At 60.2% G+C, this 16,623-nt stretch carries 13 protein-coding genes; 8 read left to right on the top strand and 5 right to left on the bottom strand.

What is annotated here, in order from left to right; translation table 11 throughout:
* Positions 1 to 154: 154 nt before the first annotated feature.
* The 8 genes from ppsA to CAF63_RS26270 all read left to right on the top strand — a co-directional run bounded on the left by ppsA (position 155) and on the right by CAF63_RS26270 (position 8,314).
* Positions 155 to 2,530 carry a phosphoenolpyruvate synthase gene (ppsA, locus tag CAF63_RS26305; RefSeq protein ID WP_085690207.1) on the top strand — a complete coding sequence of 792 codons (2,376 nt, stop codon included), beginning with the start codon at positions 155 to 157 and terminating at the stop codon, positions 2,528 to 2,530.
* A gap of 94 nt (positions 2,531 to 2,624) precedes the next feature.
* Positions 2,625 to 3,614: an alpha/beta fold hydrolase gene (locus CAF63_RS26300; protein WP_085690205.1), complete on the top strand. Its 990-nt coding sequence runs from the start codon at positions 2,625 to 2,627 to the stop codon at positions 3,612 to 3,614.
* Between the two features lie 226 nt (positions 3,615 to 3,840).
* Complete coding sequence (gene rraA, locus CAF63_RS26295; RefSeq protein WP_064594678.1) at positions 3,841 to 4,332, top strand: ribonuclease E activity regulator RraA; 492 nt, start codon at positions 3,841 to 3,843, stop codon at positions 4,330 to 4,332.
* Positions 4,333 to 4,356: 24 nt separating this feature from the next.
* Positions 4,357 to 5,352, top strand: coding sequence for a zinc transporter ZntB (locus CAF63_RS26290; protein ID WP_007951985.1), 996 nt, complete (start codon positions 4,357 to 4,359; stop codon positions 5,350 to 5,352).
* A 63-nt stretch (positions 5,353 to 5,415) separates the two neighbouring features.
* On the top strand, positions 5,416 to 5,664 hold the full coding sequence (locus tag CAF63_RS26285; RefSeq protein ID WP_007951986.1) for a hypothetical protein: 249 nt from the start codon (positions 5,416 to 5,418) through the stop codon (positions 5,662 to 5,664).
* A 2-nt stretch (positions 5,665 to 5,666) separates the two neighbouring features.
* Positions 5,667 to 6,491, top strand: coding sequence for a mechanosensitive ion channel domain-containing protein (locus CAF63_RS26280; RefSeq protein ID WP_007916401.1), 825 nt, complete (start codon positions 5,667 to 5,669; stop codon positions 6,489 to 6,491).
* Between the two features lie 90 nt (positions 6,492 to 6,581).
* Positions 6,582 to 7,172 carry an RNA polymerase sigma factor SigX gene (gene sigX, locus CAF63_RS26275; protein ID WP_011333251.1) on the top strand — a complete coding sequence of 197 codons (591 nt, stop codon included), beginning with the start codon at positions 6,582 to 6,584 and terminating at the stop codon, positions 7,170 to 7,172.
* A gap of 107 nt (positions 7,173 to 7,279) precedes the next feature.
* Positions 7,280 to 8,314 (top strand): OmpA family protein, encoded by a 1,035-nt coding sequence (locus tag CAF63_RS26270; RefSeq protein WP_011333252.1) that lies wholly within the window; start codon positions 7,280 to 7,282, stop codon positions 8,312 to 8,314.
* A 75-nt stretch (positions 8,315 to 8,389) separates the two neighbouring features.
* On the opposite strand, the gene cobA is transcribed toward CAF63_RS26270, so the two are convergent.
* The 5 genes from cobA to CAF63_RS26245 form a co-directional block, all read right to left on the bottom strand.
* Entirely contained in the window at positions 8,390 to 9,142 is a 753-nt protein-coding gene (gene cobA / locus CAF63_RS26265; RefSeq protein ID WP_085690203.1) for a uroporphyrinogen-III C-methyltransferase, read from the bottom strand.
* A gap of 13 nt (positions 9,143 to 9,155) precedes the next feature.
* Positions 9,156 to 11,870, bottom strand: coding sequence for a nitrate reductase (locus CAF63_RS26260; RefSeq protein WP_085690201.1), 2,715 nt, complete (start codon positions 11,868 to 11,870; stop codon positions 9,156 to 9,158).
* A complete protein-coding gene (nirD, locus tag CAF63_RS26255; RefSeq protein ID WP_007951992.1) occupies positions 11,870 to 12,187 on the bottom strand; it encodes a nitrite reductase small subunit NirD in 318 nt (105 codons plus the stop codon). The genes CAF63_RS26260 and nirD overlap by 1 nt, the downstream gene beginning before the upstream one ends.
* On the bottom strand, positions 12,184 to 14,637 hold the full coding sequence (nirB, locus tag CAF63_RS26250; RefSeq protein ID WP_064384028.1) for a nitrite reductase large subunit NirB: 2,454 nt from the start codon (positions 14,635 to 14,637) through the stop codon (positions 12,184 to 12,186). The genes nirD and nirB overlap by 4 nt, the downstream gene beginning before the upstream one ends.
* A 310-nt stretch (positions 14,638 to 14,947) precedes the next feature.
* Complete coding sequence (locus CAF63_RS26245; RefSeq protein ID WP_085690199.1) at positions 14,948 to 16,618, bottom strand: bifunctional protein-serine/threonine kinase/phosphatase; 1,671 nt, start codon at positions 16,616 to 16,618, stop codon at positions 14,948 to 14,950.
* Positions 16,619 to 16,623 lie beyond the last annotated feature (5 nt).

Genomic DNA, 16,623 nt, shown 5'->3' with positions numbered 1-16,623 from the left:
TAGTGACGAATCTTGGATATGATAGGCGCGATTTGCCGGCCGCCATTGGCCCGCATTTTCACTTATTTTCCAGGTCCAGGCCATACAGCCGGCCAACGCTCCCCCGAGCCGCCGGTTTCTGAGCTTTTCCAACACAGTTAGTGGAGAGATCACCTTGGTAGAGTACGTAGTTTCCCTCGATAAGCTCGGCAAACACGATGTTGAGCATGTGGGGGGCAAGAACGCATCCCTGGGCGAGATGATCAGTAACCTGGCCGGTGCCGGTGTTTCGGTCCCCGGCGGCTTCGCCACCACGGCGCAAGCCTATCGCGACTTCCTGGAACTGAGCGGTCTGAACGATCAGATCCACAAGGCCCTCGATGCGCTGGACGTCGATGACGTCAATGCCCTGGCCAAGACCGGCGCCCAGATCCGCCAATGGATCATGGAAGCCGAATTCCCTGAAAAACTGAACACCGAGATCCGCACCGCGTTCGCCGCGCTGTCGGCCGGTAATCCTGACGTCGCCGTGGCCGTGCGCTCCTCCGCCACCGCCGAAGACTTGCCGGACGCTTCGTTCGCCGGTCAGCAGGAAACTTTCCTGAACATCCGTGGCGTGGAAAACGTTATCCGCGCGGCCAAGGAAGTGTTCGCTTCCCTTTTCAACGACCGTGCTATTTCCTACCGCGTGCACCAGGGCTTCGACCACAAGCTGGTCGCCCTGTCCGCTGGTGTGCAGCGCATGGTGCGTTCGGAAACCGGCACCGCCGGCGTGATGTTCACCCTCGATACCGAATCCGGCTTCCGTGACGTGGTGTTCATCACCGGCGCCTACGGCCTGGGCGAAACCGTTGTTCAAGGCGCGGTGAACCCGGACGAATTCTATGTCCACAAGGGCACGCTGGCGGCTGGTCGCCCGGCGATCCTGCGTCGTAATCTGGGCAGCAAAGCCATCAAGATGATCTACGGCGACGAGGCCAAGGCCGGTCGTTCCGTGAAAACCGTCGATGTAGACAAGGCCGAGCGCGCGCGTTTCTGCCTGACCGACGCTGAAGTCAGCGAGCTGGCCAAGCAGGCAATGATCATCGAGAAGCACTATGGCTGCCCGATGGACATCGAGTGGGCCAAGGACGGTGACGACGGCAAGCTGTACATCGTGCAGGCCCGTCCGGAAACCGTGAAGAGCCGTACCCAGGCCAACGTCATGGAACGTTACCTGTTGAAAGAAACCGGCACCGTGCTGGTGGAAGGTCGTGCGATCGGCCAGCGCATCGGCGCCGGCAAGGTGCGGATCATCAAGGACGTCTCCGAGATGGACAAAGTCCAGCCGGGCGACGTACTGGTTTCCGACATGACCGACCCGGACTGGGAACCGGTAATGAAGCGCGCCAGTGCCATCGTCACCAACCGTGGCGGCCGTACCTGCCACGCGGCGATCATCGCCCGTGAATTGGGGATTCCGGCAGTCGTCGGTTGCGGCAACGCCACCCAACTGCTGAAGGATGGTCAGGGCGTGACCGTGTCCTGCGCCGAAGGTGACACCGGTTACATCTTCGAAGGCGAACTGGGCTTCGACATCAAGAAGAACTCCGTGGACGCCATGCCGGAGCTGCCGTTCAAGATCATGATGAACGTCGGCAACCCGGACCGCGCCTTCGACTTCGCGCAACTGCCGAACGCCGGTGTGGGCTTGGCCCGCCTGGAATTCATCATCAACCGCATGATCGGCGTCCACCCGAAAGCGCTGTTGAACTACGACGGCCTGCCGCAGGACATCAAGGAAAGCGTCGACAAGCGCATCGCCGGTTACGACGATCCGGTCGGTTTCTATGTCGAGAAGCTGGTTGAAGGCATCAGCACCCTGGCCGCTGCGTTCGCACCGAAGAAGGTCATCGTGCGTCTGTCGGACTTCAAGTCCAACGAGTACGCCAACCTGATCGGCGGCAAACTCTACGAGCCGGAAGAAGAAAACCCGATGCTGGGCTTCCGTGGCGCTTCGCGTTACATCAGCGAATCGTTCCGTGACTGCTTCGAACTCGAGTGCCGTGCGCTGAAGCGCGTGCGCAACGAGATGGGCCTGACCAACGTCGAAATCATGGTGCCGTTCGTCCGTACCCTCGGCGAAGCCAGCCAGGTTGTGGATCTGCTCGCCGAAAACGGCCTGGCCCGTGGCGACAACGGCCTGCGCGTGATCATGATGTGCGAACTGCCATCCAACGCGATTCTGGCTGAAGAATTCCTCGAATTCTTCGACGGCTTCTCGATCGGCTCCAACGACCTGACTCAGCTGACACTGGGTCTGGACCGTGACTCCGGGATCATCGCGCACCTGTTCGACGAGCGTAATCCGGCGGTCAAAAAGCTGCTGGCCAACGCGATTGCCGCGTGCAACAAGGCCGGCAAGTACATCGGCATCTGCGGTCAGGGGCCTTCGGACCACCCGGACCTGGCCAAGTGGCTCATGGAGCAGGGCATCGAAAGCGTGTCGTTGAACCCGGATACCGTGCTGGAAACCTGGTTCTTCCTGGCTGAGGGTCAGGCTCAGGCCTGATCAGTGAGCGAAGCGGCCGGTGATTGACCGGCTGCTTCAGGATTCAAGTAGGGCGGGCTCCTCTGGATGCCGCCCTTTTTTGTGCAAGAGCATTATGCAAAGCAGCAGCAACCTGTTTCCTGTCGCTCTGATCAGCGCCGAACGACGCGGCGATCTGAGCGAAGATGTCTACCGTTTGAAACCGGGCAACAGCCCTGACTGGTCCGTGGAAATCGCGGTGACCCGACTCGGCATGGCGGATGAGCCGGCGTCGCGCGGCGTGCCGGTGATCTTGCTGCACGGCAGTTTTTCCAACCGGCGCTTCTGGTTTTCGCCCAAAGGTCTGGGGCTGGGCGCGTATCTGACGCGTCTGGGTTTCGACGTATGGATCCCGGAAATGCGCGGTCACGGTCTGTCCCAGCGCAACGAGGACTACCGCCGCAACCGCGTCGCCGACTATGCCCGTTACGATCTGCCGGCCATCGCCGCGTTCGTCCGTGAGCAGAGCGGGCAGATTCCGCACTGGATCGGTCACTCGCTGGGCGGCATCACGTTGGCGGCCGCGCTGGGCGGCGAATACCTCGGCGAGCCGGCGGTGGCGTCGGCGGCGTTTTTCGGCACCCAGGTCAGCCGCACGTACTGGCCGCTGAAAATTCCGCCTGTGGAGTGGAGCGGGCGCTTCATTCTCAAGCGTTTCGCCCAGTTGTCCGGCTCGCGACTCAAGCGCGGCCCCGAGGACGAGCCGATTGGCCTGGCGCTGGAAAGCATGCGCTGGTACGGGCTGTTCGGCCGTTTCGGCGACAAGGACAAGGATTGGTGGGCAGGCCTTGCCGATGTGCAGGTGCCAGTGCTGGCGGTGAGCGCGGCGGGGGATCATCAGGATCCGGCCTGGGCGTGCCAGAAGCTGTTCGAACAGATCGGCTCCGAGCACAAGCAGTTCATCAACCTGGGCCGTGAACAGGGTTTCAACGACCAGTTCGGGCATGTCGAGATGCTGGTCAGCAAGGCGGCGCAGGCTGAGGTCTGGCCGCTGGTGGCGCGTTGGCTGGCGGATCAGCACACGCCGTTGCTCGGCGAGAAGCCGGAATTGGCGGCAGCGGTGTGAGCGCGGCGCCCTGAAAAGGGCATTTCGTTCGAGTCGGCTTGCGGCTAAGATATGACGCATTGGACGGTTCTGGTCATATTTGGTGGCTATTTCGCTATTACGTTTCAGCTTGTGTTCAGGTTCGTTCAGCGACCATGACATGGGCTAAGGTAAACGGCGACCGCCGGAACTCGTTTCAAAAGAGTGCGACATCCTTGATCGTCTTCCTTGTTACAGGAGTTATTCGATGAACCATTACCTTACGCCTGACCTGTGCGACGCCTATCCGGAGCTGGTTCAGGTGCTGGAACCGATGTTCAGCAATTTCGGTGGCCGTGATTCGTTCGGCGGCGAAATCGTGACCATCAAGTGCTTCGAAGACAACTCGCTGGTCAAGGAACAAGCTGAGCTCAAGGGTAACGGCAAGGTGTTGGTGGTCGATGGCGGCGGCTCTTTGCGCTGCGCGCTGCTGGGCGACATGATCGCCGAGAAAGCCTCGAAAAACGGTTGGGAAGGGCTGGTCATCTACGGCTGCATCCGTGATGTGGATGTTATCGCCCAGACCGATCTCGGCGTGCAGGCGCTGGCCAGCCACCCGAAAAAGACTGAAAAACGCGGTCTCGGCGATCTCAACGTGCCGGTGACCTTCGCGGGTGTCACTTTCCATCCCGGCCAGTACATCTATGCGGATAACAATGGCGTGATCATCTCGCCAAGTCCGCTGAAAATGCCTGAATAAATCGCGGTAACCACAGGGGTGAGGATGTTCGAGGAAGAAAACGCGCAATGGGGGCTGGTGCATGCCCTGGTGCTGGACGGTAAAGGCGGTGCGCGTTCGATAGCCCGGACTGATCTCGACGATCTGCAACTGCAGGCTCATGAAAGCCTGTGGTTGCATTGGGATCGTAGTCACCCGCAGACCCAGACCTGGCTGCGCAAATCCAGTGGGCTCAACGAATTCACCTGTGATCTGCTGCTGGAAGAAAACACCCGTCCACGCCTGTTGCCGCTGCCGGACTCCGAGCTGCTGCTGTTTTTGCGCGGGGTCAATCTCAACCCGGGTGCCGAGCCGGAGGACATGGTGTCGGTGCGGATTTTCGCTTCGGCCCAGCGGGTGATTTCCCTGCGCTTGCGCCCATTGCGCGCCACCGACGAGTTGCTGGTGATGCTGGGCGAGGGCAAGGGGCCGAAAACCTCGTCCGAGCTGATGCTGTATCTGGCGCAATTCCTCACCAACAAGGTGCAGGATCTGGTGACTTGCCTCTCCGAAGTGGTCGATGAAGAGGAAGAAAAACTGGATGCCGACGAACGGTATACCCCCGAGCATGGCGCCATTTTGCACATCCGTCGCCGGGCTGCCGGACTGAAGCGTTTTCTGGCACCGCAGCGGGATATTTTCGGACAGCTGACGCGGATAAAACTGCCGTGGTTCGTCGACGACGATGCCGACTACTGGAACGAATTGAACAACAGCCTGACCCGTTATCTCGAAGAGCTCGAATTGACCCGAGAGCGCGTGGGGCTTGTGCTGGAGGCCGAAGACCGGCGCTTGAGCGTGCGCATGAATCGCACCATGTATCGCTTCGGGATCATCACCTGCATCTTTTTGCCGATGAGTTTTTTGACCGGTCTGCTGGGCATCAATGTCGGCGGTATTCCGTTCGCTAGCAGCCCTTATGGTTTCCTGATTGCGTGCCTGACGGTGCTCGCCCTGGCGTTCGGGCAATGGTGGTTGTTCCGCCGTTTGCGCTGGGTATGACGATGCGCCATGTGACCCGACCAAATTTGCCCGCGTCTTTCACAGACATCACGAGAGGTGCGTATGCACGATCCGTTTGAACAGTCTTTGCGCGACATGCTCAACGCCTCGCCGTCCAGCCGCGACGACGATGCCTGTCTGGGCCGCGTACTCAAAACCGCCAACCGCCAGGTCGGCGCCGGCGATCTGTTCAGCCTGCTGGGCCGCTGGTTGCCCGCGCTGATGATCGCTCTGAATAACGGCTCGGCCCATGTCGCGCCGGTTTCCCGTCTCCGTAAACCTACCGCCCGCACTGCTGATAAGGCTGATTGAATATGGAACTTGATCTCTGGACTCAGAGCCTCGTCACTGCAATGACTGCGTTGTGGACCAAAGTCGCTAACTTCATTCCGAACCTGTTCGGCGCACTGGTCGTGCTGCTGTTGGGTTTTGTCGTGGCCAAGCTGCTGGACACCTTGCTGTCCAAATTGCTGGCCAAACTGGGCCTTGATCGCCTGATGGGTGGCACCGGCCTGACCAAATTGATGTCCCGCGCGGGGCTGCAAGTACCGATCTCTACCCTGATCGGCAAAATCGTCTATTGGTTCGTTCTGCTGATTTTCCTGGTTTCGGCAGCAGAATCCCTTGGACTTGAGCGAGTTTCAGCTACGCTTGACATGCTGGCGCTGTATTTGCCGAAAGTGTTCGGTGCCGCGCTGGTGCTGCTGGTCGGTGTTCTGCTCGCGCAATTGGCCAATGGCCTGGTTCGCGGGGCGGCAGAAGGCGTAGGCCTGGACTACGCTTCAGGACTTGGGCGAATTGCTCAGGGCCTGGTGATCATCATCAGCATTTCGGTCGCGATCAGTCAGCTGGAGGTCAAGACCGACCTGCTGAACCATGTGATCGTCATCGTATTGATTACCGTTGGTCTGGCGGTTGCGCTGGCCATGGGTTTGGGAAGCCGGGAAATTGCCGGTCAGATTCTTGCGGGAATCTATGTGCGTGAGTTGTATCAGGTTGGGCAACAAGTGCGTGTTGGCGAGGTCGAAGGCCAGATCGAAGAGATCGGCACGGTTAAAACCACATTGCTGACCGATGAGGGTGAGCTAGTCTCTCTCTCCAATCGGATCCTGCTGGAGCAGCATGTGAGTAGCCGCTAACCCGGCAAACCCTGCTAATGTATGCCGCCGCAAAATGCCAGCTTTCGCTGGCTGCGGTGGACATTGACCTGACTGTCGGCACGACTTGTTTTGAATAAAGCCCAAACGCTATCCACGCGCTACGACCCCCGCGAGCTCTCTGATGAGGAGTTGGTCGCGCGCTCGCATACCGAGCTGTTTCACGTGACGCGCGCCTATGAAGAACTGATGCGGCGTTACCAGCGAACATTATTTAACGTTTGTGCGCGGTATCTTGGGAACGATCGCGACGCAGACGATGTCTGTCAGGAAGTGATGTTGAAGGTGCTGTACGGCCTGAAGAACTTCGAGGGGAAATCGAAGTTCAAGACATGGCTCTATAGCATCACCTACAACGAATGCATCACACAGTATCGGAAGGAACGGCGAAAGCGTCGCTTGATGGACGCACTGAGTCTTGACCCCCTTGAGGAAGCGTCCGAAGAAAAGGCGCCGAAACCCGAGGAAAAGGGCGGACTTGATCGCTGGCTGGTGTATGTGAACCCGATTGACCGGGAAATTCTGGTGCTACGATTTGTCGCAGAGCTGGAGTTTCAGGAGATCGCAGACATCATGCACATGGGTTTGAGTGCGACAAAAATGCGTTACAAACGCGCTCTAGATAAATTGCGTGAGAAATTTGCAGGCATTGCTGAAACTTAGTTCGGCGCAAATATCTCTTACGTGTAGGCAAGTTCTGATAGACTTGCCGCCGAGTTGTCCCCCGGTTTGCGGGACTGCTTCACAATCACCAGATGGGGATTTAACGGATGAAACTGAAAAACACCTTGGGCTTGGCCATTGGTTCTTTGATTGCCGCCACTTCTTTCGGCGCTCTGGCACAAGGCCAAGGCGCAGTTGAAATCGAAGGCTTCGCAAAGAAAGAACAATTCGACAGCGCTCGTAACTTCAAGAACAACGGCAACCTGTTCGGCGGTTCGATCGGTTACTTCCTGACCGACGACGTTGAACTGCGTCTGGGCTACGACGAAGTGCACAACGTGCGTGCCGACGATGGCAAGAACGTCAAAGGCGCTAACACCGCTCTGGACGCTCTGTACCACTTCAACAACCCAGGCGACATGCTGCGTCCATACGTCTCGGCCGGTTTCTCCGACCAGAGCATCGACCAGAACGGCTCGAACGGTCGTAACCGTTCCACCTTCGCCAACCTGGGCGCTGGTGCCAAGCTGTACTTCACCGACAACTTCTACGCCCGTGCTGGCGTTGAAGCTCAGTACAACATCGACCAGGGCGACACCGAGTGGGCTCCTAGCGTCGGTATCGGTGTGAACTTCGGTGGCGGCTCCAAGCCTGCTGCTGCTCCAGTTCCAGCTCCGGCTGAAGTCTGCTCCGACAGCGACAACGACGGCGTTTGCGACAACGTTGACAAGTGCCCAGACACCCCAGCCAACGTAACTGTTGACGCTGATGGCTGCCCGGCAGTTGCTGAAGTTGTTCGTGTTGAGCTGGACGTCAAGTTCGACTTCGACAAGTCGGTTGTGAAGCCAAACAGCTACGGCGACATCAAGAACCTGGCTGACTTCATGAAGCAGTACCCATCCACCACCACTACTGTTGAAGGTCACACTGACTCCGTCGGTCCTGACGCTTACAACCAGAAACTGTCCGAGCGTCGTGCAAACGCCGTTAAGCAAGTTCTGACCAACCAGTACGGTGTTGAGTCGTCCCGCGTTCAGTCGATCGGCTACGGCGAATCCCGCCCAGTTGCTGACAACAAAACTGAAGCTGGCCGTGCTGTTAACCGTCGCGTAGAAGCGCAGGTTGAAGCTCAAGCTAAGTAATTAGCTGCCGCTCCGAGAAAAGCCCGGCTTAGGCCGGGCTTTTCTTTGCCTGCGATTTGGTGAAATCGGGGATTGTCAGGCCAATCGGTCGGCTGGCCAGTGAATCGAATCGACCTGGGTCGCAGTCGCTGCGACGGCACCTATGACCAGAATCGCAGGGCTCTTGAGCTGGAAACCAAGGGCATCGTCTTCCATCGCTGTCAGATTGCTGCGGCATTCCCGTTGCTCTGGCAACGAGGCGTTCTCGATCATCGCCACCGGCGTATCCGCCGCCATGCCGCCCGCCAGCAGTTGCTCGCGAATCTCGCCGAGCTTTGCCACACCCATGTAAATCACCAGCGTCGTCCCGCCTTGCGCCAGCGCCCGCCAGTTCAACTGGCTATCGTCCTGGGTGTGAGCAGTAACCAGCGTCACGCCCCGGGCCACGCCGCGCAACGTCAGCGGAATATCACACTGCGTCGCGCCGGCCAGTCCGGCGGTGATGCCATTGACCAGTTCCACTTCGACCCCGCGCTCGCGCAACCACAGCGCCTCTTCACCGCCACGCCCGAAAATGCATGGATCGCCACCCTTGAGTCGCACTACGCATTTGCCCTGACGGGCGTAACGCAGCATCAATCGATGAATGAACGCCTGGGGCGTCGAGCGGCAGCCGCCACGTTTACCGACCGCGATGATCCGCGCAGCATGGCAGTGCTCAAGTACCGCCTCATTGACCAGATCGTCGATCAGCACCACCTCGGCTTCGCGCAAGGCACGCACCGCTTTGAGCGTCAGCAATTCAGGATCACCGGGACCTGCACCTACCAGCCAGACTTTAGCGTTCATGGTGTTTCCCTCTTCAGATGACAGCGACCGGCCGTGCTTCGGCGACCAGCAAACGCTTGATTTCCGGGACGCAGGAACCGCATTGCGTGCCGCAGCCCAATTTGTTTTTCAAACCCTGTAAATCCAGGCCTTCACGGATCCCGGCGCAGATCGCGTTGTGGCTGACGTTTTTGCAATTGCACAGAGTCTTGTCCGCCACAACTTGCGCACCGGCATTGCCTGGCGGTGCACTCATCGGTGCCAGCAGCCAGCGCCGCAGTTGTTCGTCGGCTCGGCCTTCCAGCCACAGGCCTTGCAACCAGTGTTGGGCGAGGGTTTCGCCGGCCAGACGGATCGCAGTGATTCGCCCGTTTTCGATGCGCACCCGTTTGCCAATGGCGCGGCGTGGATCGTCATAAGCCAGCACCGGCCCGTCGATCAGCGCCAGGCACTGGTCGATGTCTCGCAGCAATTGCGGCTCCGGCGCCACGGCGCTGGCTGCGCGTATCAGCAGCGCAGGCCGTTCACGTCCGACGAGGCTTAGACTTGCGTAGGAAAAGGCCTCACAGAGCGGTCGAAGCGTCTCGAAATGCCATTGAACATCGCCCTCGATCAGTGCGAACAGTTGCCATGGCAATTCCACCGGTTCCAGCCGCACACCGCTGTGCTTGAGTTCCGGTTGTTTCGATAAAGGATCGAAGGCGGGCAGGGTCAGGCTGTTAACGCCGCCCTTGAGGAAACGATCGCCCCAGTGCATCGGCAGGAACGCTTGGCCCGGACGCACGCTTTCATCGCTGGCAACCGCCACGATCACCGCGCCCCGACGACTTTTCAGGTTCACCAGGTCACCCGGCTGCAAGCGGTGGCGGCGCAATTCGTCCGGATGCAGGCTCAACACCGCTTCGCTGACATGGCCGAACAACTGCGCCGCCGTACCTGTGCGGCTCATACCGTGCCATTGATCACGCAGGCGACCGGTGATCAGGGTCAGAGGAAAGCGCGCGTCGCGTTGTTCCTTGGCGGCGCGATAGGGATCGGCAACGAATTGCGCGCGCCCGTTTGGCGTAGGAAAGATCCCGTCGCCATACAGCCGGGCCGTGCCTTGGCGGGCGCCAGCGGGGAAGGGCCATTGCTGTGGCCCCAGCTCATCAATCAATCCGTGGCTGATCCCGGACAGATCCAGATCGCGCCCCCGGGTCAGTTGTTTGTACTCGTCAAACAACTGACCCGGTTGCTCGAAGGCAAACAGACCGGGCTGCTGCGGGCGCAGACGTTTCTCCAGCCGTTGTGCGAAATCAACGGTAATCGCCCAGTCCGGGCGCGCTTCACCCGGTGCGGCAATGGCCTGGCGAACGTGGGAAATCCGCCGCTCGGAGTTGGTCACCGAGCCTTCCTTCTCGCCCCAACTGGCCGCCGGCAACAGCAGATCGGCAAACGCCGCTGTTTCGGTGGTACGAAACGCCTCCTGCAACACCACGAACGGACAAGCTTCCAACGCTGCACGTATAGCGTTCTGATCCGGCATCGATTGCGCGGGGTTGGTGCAGGCAATCCACAGGGCCTTGATCTTGCCGATGCGCACTTGTTCAAACAGTTCGATGGCGCTGAGACCGGTGTTTTCCGGCAGCTTATCCACACCCCAGTACGCTGCCACTTCGGCGCGATGCTCCGGATTGGCGACTTCACGGTGACCTGGCAACAAGTTGGAAAGGCTGCCGGTTTCCCGTCCGCCCATGGCATTTGGCTGACCGGTCAGGGAGAAAGGTCCTGCACCCGGACGGCCGATTTGCCCGGTGGCCAAGTGCAGATTGATTAGCGCGCTGTTCTTCGCGCTACCAGCGGTGGACTGGTTCAGGCCCATGCACCACAGCGACAGAAAACTCGGCGCGGTGCCGATCCATTCGGCGCATTGCTGCAACTGCTCGACACCGATCCCGCACAGCTGCGACACCATCGCCGGGGTGTAATCGCGCACCAGGCTTTTCAGCTCGGCGAGGCCATCGGTGTGGGCCTTGATGAAGTCACGGTCGATCCAGTCTTCCCACAACAGCAGATGCAAAATCCCATGGAACAAGGCGACATCGGTGCCCGGCAGAATCGCCAGATGCAGGTCGGCCAGATCGCAGGTGTCGGTGCGTCGAGGGTCGATGACGACGACTTTCATGTGAGGGCGGTGGGACTTGGCTTCTTCGAGGCGGCGAAAAAGTACCGGATGGGCGTAAGCCATATTACTGCCGACGATCACCACGCAATCGCTCAACTCCAGGTCTTCGTAGCTGCACGGTGGTGCGTCGGCGCCGAGGCTGCGTTTGTAACCGACCACCGCCGAAGACATGCACAGCCGCGAATTGCTGTCGATGTTATTGGTGCCGACCAGCGCCCGCGCCAGTTTGTTGAAGGCGTAGTAGTCCTCGGTCAGCAACTGCCCGGAGATGTAGAACGCCACGCTGTCCGGGCCGTGTTCGGCGATGGTGTCGGCGAACACGTTGGTGGCGTGATCCAGCGCGGTGTCCCAGTCGCAACGACTGCGCGCCAAGCCTTTGCCCAGGCGCAATTCCGGATACAACGCCCGTGCTGCCAAATCACCGGTCAGGTGCAGGGTCGAGCCTTTGCTGCACAGTTTGCCGAAGTTGGCCGGATGCGCCGGATCGCCGCTGACGCCGAGAATGCGCTCGCCGTCATGCTCGATCAGCACGCCGCAGCCGACCCCGCAATAACAGCAGGTCGAGGCGGTCGTCTGGCGGTTCATCAGACGGCGTCCCGCAGGGCCAGTTGCACGCGGCCGTTTTCGACCCGGGCCGGATGATGATGCGCGCAACCGACGTCCGGCGCCTGGGCTTCGCCGGATTGCAGGTCGATCTGCCAGTTGTGCAGCGGGCAGGCCACGCGCTTGCCGTAGATCAGGCCTTGGGACAAGGGGCCGCCCTTGTGCGGGCAGCGGTCATCGAGTGCGAAAACTTCGTCGTCGCTTGTGCGAAAGATCGCGATGTCACCTTTGGGCCCGGCGATGATCCGCGAGCCGAGGGCGTTGATCTCTTCCAGGGCACAGATATCGAGCCAGTTCATGCCGGCACCTCCAGATTTTTCACAGGGATCACGTCGAATTCTTTCTTCAGTTGCGGCTGGGCGAGGCGTTCTTTCCACGGGTCCTGTTCGAACGACAGGGAGAATTGCAGGCGCTCGTTCAGGGCCTTGCGACGCTCGGGATCTTCCAGCACGGCTTTCTTGATGTGCTCCATGCCGACCCGTTGCAGGTAGTGCACGGTGCGTTCGAGGTAGAAGGCTTCTTCGCGGTACAACTGCAGGAACGCGCCGTTGTATTCGCGCACCTCCTCGGCAGTCTTGAGCTTGACGAAGAACTCGGCGACTTCGGTCTTGATCCCGCCGTTGCCACCGATGTACATCTCCCAGCCGGAATCAACGCCGATGATTCCTACGTCCTTGATCCCAGCTTCCGAGCAGTTGCGTGGGCATCCGGAGACCGCCAGTTTCACTTTGTGCGGCGACCACATGTTGAACAGGTCGTGTTCGAGGTCGATGCCCAACTGGGTCGAATTCTGCGTGCCGAAACGGCAGAATTCGCTGCCGACGCAGGTTTTCACCGTGCGGATCGATTTGCCGTAGGCGTGGCCGGACGGCATGTCGAGGTCTTTCCACACACCGGGCAGGTCCTGCTTTTTGATCCCCAGCAAGTCGATGCGCTGGCCGCCGGTGACCTTGACCATCGGTACCTGATATTTGTCTGCCACGTCGGCGATCCGCCGCAGTTCCGACGGGTTGGTCACGCCGCCCCACATCCGTGGCACCACCGAATAAGTGCCGTCCTTCTGGATGTTGGCGTGGGCCCGCTCGTTGATCAGGCGCGACTGCGGATCGTCCTTGGCTTCGCCGGGCCAGGTTGAAATCAGGTAATAGTTGAGGGCCGGGCGGCAAGTGGCGCAGCCGTTCGGGGTGCGCCAGTTGAGGTAGCTCATGGTGCCGGCGATGGTCAGCAGGTGCTGCTCGCGAATGGCCTGACGGATCTGGCCATGGTTGAGATCGCTGCAACCGCAGATGGCTTTTTCGCTTTTCGGTTTGACGTCGGCTGCACCGCCGACGGTGTTGATCAGGATCTGCTCGACCAGCCCGGCGCAAGAGCCGCAGGAACTGGCAGCCTTGGTGTGTTTCTTCACTTCGTCGACGCTGAACAGGCCGTGTTCCTGAATCGCCTTGACGATGGTGCCCTTGCACACGCCGTTGCAGCCGCAGACTTCGGCGTTGTCGGCCATGCTCATGGCTTTGTCCTGGCCTTGGTGTCCTACGTCGCCGAGGGCGTTTTCGCCAAACATCAGATGATCGCGGATCTCGCCGATGGCGTGATTCTCACGAATCTGCCGGAAATACCAACCGCCATCTGCCGTATCGCCGTACAGACAGGCGCCGACCAGCACGTCATCCTTGATCACCAGTTTTTTGTACACCCCGCCGATCGGGTCGGAGAGGGTGATGGTCTCGGTGCCTTCGCCGCCCATGAAGTCGCCGGCGGAAAACAGGTCGATGCCGGTGACCTTCAATTTGGTCGACGTCACCGAGCCCTGATAACGGGCGAAACCCAATTGGGCCAAGTGATTGGCGCAGACCTTGGCCTGTTCGAACAACGGCGCCACCAGGCCGTAGGCAATGCCGCGATGGCTGGCGCATTCGCCGATGGCATAGATGCGCGGGTCGTAGGTTTGCAGGGTGTCGTTGACCAGGATCCCGCGATTGCACGGGATGCCGGCCTTTTCCGCCAGTTCGGTATTGGGGCGAATGCCGGCGGCCATGACCACCAGGTCGGCGGGAATGATGTCGCCGTTCTTGAATTGCACCGAGCCCACGCGACCGTTGCCAGCGTCGTGCAGGGCCTGGGTCTGTTCGCACAGGCGAAAGTGCAGACCACGGGATTCGAGGGCGGTTTGCAGGAGCTGGCCGCTGGTCTTGTCCAGTTGCCGCTCCAGCAGCCATTCACCGAGGTGCACCACGGTGACGTGCATGCCGCGCAGCATCAGGCCGTTGGCCGCTTCGAGGCCGAGCAGGCCGCCGCCGATCACCACGGCGTGCTTGTGGGTCTTGGCGGTGTCGATCATCGCCTGGGTGTCGGCGATGTCGCGGTAGCCGATCACGCCCTGCAAGGTGTTGCCGGGGATCGGCAGGATGAACGGGGTCGAGCCAGTGGCGATCAGCAGGCGGTCGTATTCGGCCTCAGTGCCATCCTCGGCGATCACCCGGCGTTTGACCCGGTCGATCTCGACCACTTTGCGGTTGAGCAGCAGTTTGATGCCGTTTTCCAGGTACCAGTCGAGGTCGTTGAGCACGATCTCTTCGAAGGTCTGTTCGCCGGCCAATACCGGTGACAACAGGATGCGGTTGTAGTTGGTGTGCGGTTCGGCGCCGAAGACCGTGATGTCGTACAGCTCGTTGCTGAGCTTGAGCAGTTCTTCCAGGGTACGAACCCCGGCCATGCCATTGCCGATCATCACCAGTTTGAGTTTTTTCATCAGGTTCTCCGGGAGCTTCGGGCTTGCCTCTTGTGGGCAGTCAGGCCTTGCTCGACAAAAATGGCGCAAACAAAAAAGGCGTCCCGCCAGTTACCTGGCGAGGACGCCTTTGTCCTTGTCCCGTTCTCTCGGGAAGCCCGGCCTTCGTCGTTGAAGGTCGGGCTTTTATGTCAGTTGAAAACGTTAATGCAGTGGTTGTGCCAAGTCGCGGTGAGGCTTGAATTCACTGGGTGAGTGGTGGAATTGGCCAGATGTTCATTATGGTTTTTGCACTGAATGGAAGCGGCGCGCCCGTTTATGGAGCGCCGCCTCAGCCATGAAACAACAGAAACAGCAGCACCAGATTGCCCAGCAACGCCAGCAACGCCAACGTCCGCCAGACCTTCAGCGGCTCACGCTCCAGCAAGGGGCGAGGGCGTACATTCAGGCTGCGGCGCTCACCTTGCTCCAAAATCAACAGCCATTCCTTGGCGGTTTCATAGCGTTGCAAGGGATCGGCCGCCACACCGCGCTCCAGACACTGCGCTAGCCACTCCGGCAGATCCGGGCGATAACGACCGGCGCTCACCGGCACCCCGAAACGCGGGCGCTGGAAGGCTTCGATCTCGCCGTAGGGAAAATGCCCGGTGAGCAGGAAATACAAAGTCACGCCGACCGCATACAGATCCTGTTGTGCGCTGGGTGCTGCGCTTTGAAAAGCTTCCGGTGCGATGTAGCTAGGGGTTCCGGGCAAGGTCGACGGTGCGTCCTGTGACAGGCCGGGGCAATACGCCAGGCCGAAATCCAGCAGGCGCAACTCGCCGTCGTCCCCCAGGTGCAGGTTTTCCGGTTTGATGTCGCGGTGCAGGATCTGCCGTCGATGCAGCAGGCCGACAGCCCGCAGCAGGCGTTCGGCCAGATCCTGCCACTGGGCCAGCGGCAGCGGGCCGCTTTGTTCGAACAGTTGCGCCAGAGTTGTCCCCGAATATTCACGCATCACGTAGTACAAATGCTGACGCTGACCGGCGCTATGGACTTCAGGGAAATGCCGCCCGGCGACGCGTTTGAGAAACCATTCCTCTGCCAGCAAGGCCTGACCGGCCTGGGCATCGTCTGCCAGTTGTGCAGGCAAGGTCTTCAACAGCCACGCCTGACCCTGACCATCGAGCACGCGATACAGCAACGATTGCTGGCTCTGACCTATAACTTCTTGAACCCGCCAGCCTTCAAAAACCTGACCCGGTTTCAGCGGCGAGGGCAGCGGCCACTGCTGCAAATGAATCAGCGCATCGCCAAGGCTGGCCTCGCCAACAGCATCCACCCGCACCAACAGCGCGCTGGCGTTGTCCTGACTGCCGGCCAGGTGCGCGGCGTTGACCAACGTTTGCGCGGCACTGTGCAGATCCGGTTGATCGCGCAGAATCCCGGCGATGGCGTTATCGCCAAGCACCGCCCACACGCCATCACTGAGCAGCACGAAACATTCGCCGTCACGCAATTCGCCATCGAGAAAGTCCAGCACCAGATGCTGATCCAGACCCAGTGCCCGCTTGAGCACATGCTGCATGCCCGGTTGATCCCAGACGTGATCCTCGCTGATCCGTTGCAAGGTCTCGGCGTACCAGCGATAGACCCGGCAATCACCGACGTGCGCCAGGGTAAACCGCCGGCCCCGCAGGACCAGCGCACTGACCGTAGTGAGCAGCGGCTGTCCGCCACCGTTGGCCTGCAACCAGCGATTTTGTGCGAGCAGCAGACGATCGAGGGCCTGGGCCACGCTCCAGGTTTCCGGAGTGGCGTAGTAGTCCAGCGCCAGCGCCTGCAAGGTCGAACGCGCCGCCAGACCGCCATCGGCGCACTGGCTGACGCCGTCGGCGATGGCGAACAGAAACCCTTTGCTGGCGGCCAGTGCCGGGGCCGGGGTGACCAGGCGCAGGGCGTCTTGATTCTCCGCGCGTGGTCCGGTGGCGCTGGCTTCGGCGAAGCTCAGTTGCAAAGCCATTCAGG

Origin of the sequence: Pseudomonas sp. B20(2017), assembly GCF_002113125.1 — a bacterium.
Taxonomy (GTDB): Bacteria; Pseudomonadota; Gammaproteobacteria; order Pseudomonadales; family Pseudomonadaceae; genus Aquipseudomonas.
The sequence above is the reverse complement of the archived record's forward strand: the minus strand, read 5'-3'. Positions and strand labels throughout refer to the sequence as shown.

Excerpts from the sequence above, each read along its gene's own strand:
- CAF63_RS26290 (WP_007951985.1), top strand. The coding sequence starts at position 4,357 with ATGTTCGAGGAAGAAAACGCGCAATGGGGGCTGGTGCATGCCCTGGTG.
- CAF63_RS26260 (WP_085690201.1), bottom strand. The coding sequence starts at position 11,870 with ATGAACCGCCAGACGACCGCCTCGACCTGCTGTTATTGCGGGGTCGGC.
- nirD (WP_007951992.1), bottom strand. The coding sequence starts at position 12,187 with ATGAACTGGCTCGATATCTGTGCCCTGGAAGAGATCAACGCCCTCGGC.
- CAF63_RS26245 (WP_085690199.1), bottom strand. The coding sequence starts at position 16,618 with ATGGCTTTGCAACTGAGCTTCGCCGAAGCCAGCGCCACCGGACCACGC.
- CAF63_RS26270 (WP_011333252.1), top strand. The coding sequence starts at position 7,280 with ATGAAACTGAAAAACACCTTGGGCTTGGCCATTGGTTCTTTGATTGCC.
- CAF63_RS26280 (WP_007916401.1), top strand. The coding sequence starts at position 5,667 with ATGGAACTTGATCTCTGGACTCAGAGCCTCGTCACTGCAATGACTGCG.
- CAF63_RS26285 (WP_007951986.1), top strand. The coding sequence starts at position 5,416 with ATGCACGATCCGTTTGAACAGTCTTTGCGCGACATGCTCAACGCCTCG.
- cobA (WP_085690203.1), bottom strand. The coding sequence starts at position 9,142 with ATGAACGCTAAAGTCTGGCTGGTAGGTGCAGGTCCCGGTGATCCTGAA.
- nirB (WP_064384028.1), bottom strand. The coding sequence starts at position 14,637 with ATGAAAAAACTCAAACTGGTGATGATCGGCAATGGCATGGCCGGGGTT.
- rraA (WP_064594678.1), top strand. The coding sequence starts at position 3,841 with ATGAACCATTACCTTACGCCTGACCTGTGCGACGCCTATCCGGAGCTG.
- CAF63_RS26300 (WP_085690205.1), top strand. The coding sequence starts at position 2,625 with ATGCAAAGCAGCAGCAACCTGTTTCCTGTCGCTCTGATCAGCGCCGAA.